This is a genomic window from Erwinia sp. (genome assembly GCF_031978025.1).
In the GTDB taxonomy this organism is placed as follows: Bacteria; Pseudomonadota; Gammaproteobacteria; order Enterobacterales; family Enterobacteriaceae; genus Erwinia.
In genome coordinates this window covers 1-5,153 of the sequence record NZ_DALZCD010000298.1, presented here as the reverse complement: position 1 = coordinate 5,153, position 5,153 = coordinate 1, and the positions used below count along the sequence as shown (strand labels likewise).

Sequence of the window (5,153 nt, the reverse complement as noted above, 5' to 3'; positions counted from 1 at the left end):
AGGGCAGGGCGACGAAGCAGCATCGGCACGCTTTTCAGCGATCCCGTGTGCTCGCTTGGTAACTTCGGCAACAGTTTCGCCAGGGTCAGCATCGTCATCAGGGCGACCACGCCAATGACGCCAAAAGTAATGCGCCAGCCAAGGTACTGTCCGATTACGCGCCCAATCGGCAGGCCCAGCACCATGGCCAGCGCTGTGCCGGTCGCCAGCATGCTTAATGCCTGGGTTTTCTTGCCGGCAGGGGCGACGCGGATAGCCAGCGAAGCGGTTATTGACCAGAAAATAGCGTGCGACAGCGCGATGCCAATCCGCGAAATCACCAGTACGTTAAAGTTCCACGCGAACGAGGAAAGCGCATGGCTGGCGATAAAAAGCAGAAAAATGGCAATCAGCAGGAAGCGCCGCTCGATTTGACGCGTCAGCAGCATCATCGGCAGCGACATCAGCGCCACCACCCAGGCATAGATCGTCAGCATCAGGCCGACCTGGGCGGTTTGCATAGCGAAGCTGCTGGCAATATCGGAAAGCAGGCCAACGGGCGCGAACTCGGTGGTATTAAAAATAAAAGCGGCGATGGCTAACATAATGACGCGCAGCCATGCGGTCTTGCGAGAAACGGTTATTGATTGCATCAGGTTTAACGACTTGTTGATAAGTGAGTTTCGCGTTACGCGAAAACAGAAAAAGTACCCATATTGTGTTTGATTTATCCAACAGATGACATCAAAAAACGCGGTTTTTATGTAAATCAGCATAATCGGCACAAAGTGAATATCCTTCCCCACTTTTCGGCCTTGTTTCTTGATTTAACGACGAAAATCTGTTGGTCGATGAGTATAGTCACAATCCCGGGATGCGCCAGCGGAGGGGAAAGAAGTCAGCCTTTCTGATTAACGGTTGCCGGAAAACCAGCATTCCCCACCGGGTTGCGCTACCCTGGAAAGAGCACACCGTTTTTATCAACCATGATAGGGAGTCCGTTATGAGTCAACGTTCCGCTGTAGCCGTATTAGGGCTGGGTGCGATGGGGCACGCGTTTGCCGCAAACCTGTTAAAAAATGGATTTACCACTCGCGGCTGGAACCGTACCAAATCGCGAGGCGAAGATTTACAAAGCCTCGGCCTGCACCTGACGGAAACGCCGGCAGAGGCGGTAAAAGAGGCTGACGTGATTATCAGCATGTTAGCGGATGCGGAAATCACTGAAGAGGTGCTGCAGCAGGCGCTTCCCCACCTGAAGCAGGGGGCCATTCTGGTGCAGATGGGAACCATCGGCGTGGAGGCCACTGAAAAGCTGATCGCCCTGGTGGGCGAGAAGCGGCCAGATGTGGTGATGCTGGATGCGCCCGTTTCAGGCACTAAGACCCCGGCAGAAAATGCACAAATTGTGGTCCTGGCCAGTGGCGACCGGGAAAAAGCGCAGGCCGTCGAGCCGGTTTTTGACGCAATCTCGAAAGGCGTAAAATGGCTGGGGAAAGCGGGCGCGGCGTCGCGCATGAAGCTGGTGGTCAACGCCTGGCTTATCTCAATGGTGCAGGGGCTGGCGGAAAGCACCCAGATGGCAGAAGAGTTTGGTTTTACGCCGGATGAGTTTTGGGACGTGCTGGACGGCGGGCCGCTGGCCGTTCCCTATGCCAAAGCAAAACTCGGCATGATCAAAGAGGGGAGTTATGAACCGCAAATGCACCTCACTTGGGCGCTGAAAGACGCTCGTCTGGCGCTGGCTGCGGCGAAAGAGAGCCGGCTGCCTGGTTTAGATACCATCGCCGGACTGTGGCAGGAGGCGGTTGAGGCGGGCTACGGTGAAAAAGATTTGTCGGTAATCTATCGCTTTTTGCAGGAAAATCGCTAAATTTCTGGCTAAAACAGAGGGAATAATCCCTCTGTTATTCAGGGTTATAGCGTAAATAGCAGGAACTGCTTAACGGCTTTCTTCTAAAGTGCAACACTATTTGATATATTAATTCATTATCATCATTATTAGTTGATTGATTTTAATGCTTTTTTAGATCACCGCCGATACGGTGAGGCACAGCCTAAAGCAAGGATCTGAACATGCTTGATATTCGTTTTCCTACAGCGTTACAAATGGTGCTCTGCATAGCCCAGGCGGAGCGGGAAGGTAAACGCAGCACCAGCAAAATTTTGGCCATGGGCCTTGAAGCCAATCCCAGTTTTGTCCGTAAAATGATGGTGCCGCTGACCCGCGACGGCATTATTGTCTCCACCCTGGGCCGTACGGGCACCATCAGGCTGGGACGGCCGGCGGAAGAGATTACGCTTTGCGATATCTATACTTCCGTGCTGGAAGACAAACCGCTGCTGGCGGGCCGGCCGGAAGTGCCGGCGCGTTGCCTTGTCAGCGCCAATACCTGCTGGTTCTTTAAGGAGCTGGCGCACGAGGCCGAGCAGGCATCGCTTAGCGTGCTGGCAAAACGGACGGTTGCCGATGCGCTACGGGAAATCTACGAGCGCGACCGCCGCTACCCTGAAGGCAGCTGTGAGGCGATGAAAGCCCGTGAAAATGCGGAAAGTTGACGAAATATGGCCGGACACTGTCCGGCTTTTTTAGTGCCTGAACCCATCCTGATCCACCCCATCTGCCGTAACGTCTTCACGCCATACTGATTATCCTGCGACTTTTCATTGCCGCCAGCGCATGCATTTAATGCAACAATTATACTTGCATTAATCGGCTTGCTGTTTTATCGTTACTAAATGCACTAATGACAGTTACCTTTTACCCCGCCCGCTGGCGGAGGTCAACAGCAAAAACAGGTTATAATTTTAAGGGGAAGACAATGAGCCATGATGATTTTATCAGCGATTTGGTAACGTGGATCGACACGCATATTGAAGGCAAGATGGATTTGGATACCGTAGCCCGCCGCGCAGGCTATTCCAAATGGCATCTGCAGCGTATGTTTAAGCAGCATACCGGCCACGCCTTAGGCGAATATATCCGCGCGCGTCGCCTGAAAAAATCGGCCGAACGCCTGGCTAAAGGCGGCGAGCCTATCCTGGACGTGGCCATTTCGTTTGGTTTCGATTCCCAGCAATCCTTTAACCGCAGCTTCAAACGTCAGTTCGGCCAGTCGCCGGGCGCATGGCGTCGCCAGGTGCAGGTCAGCGCCTGATTGCTTTCAATGGCGGGCGTAGCAGCCCGCTTTGACTTTTCCCGCCTTGTTCGCTTTTTATCCATTCACCGTGTCGTATAAATATAACCTCGCCAGAAGGGCAAAACAGGCCTGAAAAAACGCGGAGGATTGTATACTGTCTGAAATATAATGCTTTTTGACTTTATACAGACAGGAATCCTTATGGAGATACGGAACCTCACTAAACGGCAATTTTGCGAGGCCGCCAGCTATCTGCTGGTCTTTATCGCACTAATGATGATTTTCCCTTTGCGTCTGCTGCCGTGCTTTCTGGCCGGATTTATCGTTTATGAAACTATCCTGGCGCTGACGCCCTGGATTGAGCGGCTGGTAAAAGGCCCGCTGGCGCGTTGGATCACCATCTTCTTTCTCACCGTGCTGGTGCTGTTAGCGTTGGCAGGGGGCATTACCAAACTGATAGGTTTTTTGCTGCACGACTTTCACAGTCCGGCGGCTTTTCATGCTGCCGCCAGCAAACTGCTGGAAGATGCGCAGGATACGCTTTCGCCTGTCGTCACCCGTTACCTGCCTGCAGACATTGATGAATTGCAGCATCAGGTAATGGCCTGGCTGCGTGAGCATCTGGTTGTGGTACAGACGCTCGGGCGTACCGCGGCGCACACCTTTGCCACCATGCTTATTGGGATGCTGCTGGGCGCGATAATTTCGCTGCGTATGGGCGGCAGCGATACCAGCAATGCCCCGCTTACTAAGGCGTTGCTGACACGCCTGACGCTGCTTGCGGCTTCTTTCCATGATGTGGTTTTCGCGCAAATTAAAGTCTCGCTGGTCAACACGCTGCTGACCTGCGGCTTTCTGTTTGGCGTACTGCCGCTGTTCGGCCTGCATTTTCCGTTTGCCAAAACCGTTATCGTGCTGACCTTTATTGCCGGTATGCTGCCGGTGATCGGCAACCTGATCTCTAATACGGTCATCGTGCTTATCGGGCTTTCCATCTCGCTGCAGGCGGCCCTCATCGCGCTGATCTTCCTGATTGTGGTGCACAAGCTGGAATATTTTATCAACGCCCGCATCTTTGGTACCCGGATCAATGCCAAAACCTGGGAGATCCTGCTGGCCATGCTGGTATTTGAGTCTGCCTTTGGCCTGGCGGGCGTGGTGGCCGCGCCGGTGTTTTACGCTTATCTGAAAAGTGAACTGCGCCATGCGCGGTTGATTTAACCTTGTCTTCGGCCCCATTCGGGGCCGCTAAAGCTTCCTGTTTGCCCTGCCGATAATCTTTTCTGAAGGACCGAAAATTGCTTTCGGTCTATCTACCAGGGTGCCAGATGAAACTCTCTAATTATAAAATTGGCGTGCGTTTAGGTCTGTTGGCTGCAGTGTTGCTTGGGGCGACGTTGTTTATCGGCCTGCGTGGTCTTGCCATCAACGAAAATGCACTTGAACAAAGCAGTCAGATCATGCAACAGGAAATGCAGATTGAGCGGGTTATCGACACCGCGAGAAATGCACAGGTGCAGTTTAAAATTCAGGTGCAGGAGTGGAAAAATACGCTGTTGCGCGGTGGCCAGAGCCAAGACGCTTTTACTCAATACCGAACGGCTTTCATTGAACAGGGCGACAAAACTCAGCAGCTGCTCGCGGGGCTGATTGAAATGATGCCGACCGTGGGCATGGATAACCGTGAAGCCGTAGAGACACGCAAGCTTCATGCTGACCTGCAAGCACGCTATCTCAGCGCGCTACAGACGTACACTCAAGGCGATGTCGGCAGCGCGCAGCGTATCGATCATCTGGTTAGCGGCGCCGATCGTTTGCCAACTAAAATGATCGACGAAGTGGTCGCCAACGTGCTGACACATACGCAAAAGTTACATAAGCAGATTGCCGACGCTAATCAGCAAAGTTATCAACATACGCGGCTGATCCTGACCCTGTCGATGCTGCTGGCGCTGCTGACCGGATGCATCATCACATGGTGGCTGGTACGCAGCATCACTCAGCCACTGGCGCAGGCGGTAAAAATCGCCCAGA

5 protein-coding genes and 1 pseudogene are annotated in these 5,153 nt (G+C 53.2%); 5 read left to right on the top strand and 1 reads right to left on the bottom strand.

What is annotated here, in order from left to right:
• Window positions 1–632: MFS transporter (locus RTK32_RS18745; RefSeq protein WP_312046628.1), on the bottom strand; the 632-nt coding region annotated here is incomplete at its 3' end.
• A gap of 350 nt (window positions 633–982) precedes the next feature.
• Between RTK32_RS18745 and RTK32_RS18740 the strand changes: the two genes are divergently transcribed.
• The 5 genes and pseudogenes from RTK32_RS18740 to RTK32_RS18720 all read left to right on the top strand — a co-directional run.
• Window positions 983–1,852 (top strand): NAD(P)-dependent oxidoreductase, encoded by an 870-nt coding sequence (locus tag RTK32_RS18740; protein ID WP_312046627.1) that lies wholly within the window; start codon window positions 983–985, stop codon window positions 1,850–1,852.
• A gap of 203 nt (window positions 1,853–2,055) precedes the next feature.
• Window positions 2,056–2,538, top strand: a complete 483-nt coding sequence (locus RTK32_RS18735; RefSeq protein ID WP_312046625.1) for an Rrf2 family transcriptional regulator — start codon at window positions 2,056–2,058, stop codon at window positions 2,536–2,538.
• A gap of 263 nt (window positions 2,539–2,801) precedes the next feature.
• Complete coding sequence (locus RTK32_RS18730) at window positions 2,802–3,137, top strand: helix-turn-helix domain-containing protein (RefSeq protein WP_246759499.1); 336 nt, start codon at window positions 2,802–2,804, stop codon at window positions 3,135–3,137.
• A 183-nt stretch (window positions 3,138–3,320) separates the two neighbouring features.
• The gene (locus RTK32_RS18725) at window positions 3,321–4,340 is read left to right on the top strand and encodes an AI-2E family transporter (RefSeq protein WP_312046622.1); all 1,020 of its coding nucleotides are present in this window, start codon (window positions 3,321–3,323) and stop codon (window positions 4,338–4,340) included.
• 107 nt (window positions 4,341–4,447) lie between these two features.
• Window positions 4,448–5,153 (top strand): annotated as a pseudogene (locus RTK32_RS18720) (methyl-accepting chemotaxis protein); the annotation flags it as partial.

Coding starts and splice junctions, on each gene's coding strand:
- RTK32_RS18740 (WP_312046627.1), top strand. CDS start 983: ATGAGTCAACGTTCCGCTGTAGCCGTATTAGGGCTGGGTGCGATGGGG.
- RTK32_RS18730 (WP_246759499.1), top strand. CDS start 2,802: ATGAGCCATGATGATTTTATCAGCGATTTGGTAACGTGGATCGACACG.
- RTK32_RS18725 (WP_312046622.1), top strand. CDS start 3,321: ATGGAGATACGGAACCTCACTAAACGGCAATTTTGCGAGGCCGCCAGC.
- RTK32_RS18735 (WP_312046625.1), top strand. CDS start 2,056: ATGCTTGATATTCGTTTTCCTACAGCGTTACAAATGGTGCTCTGCATA.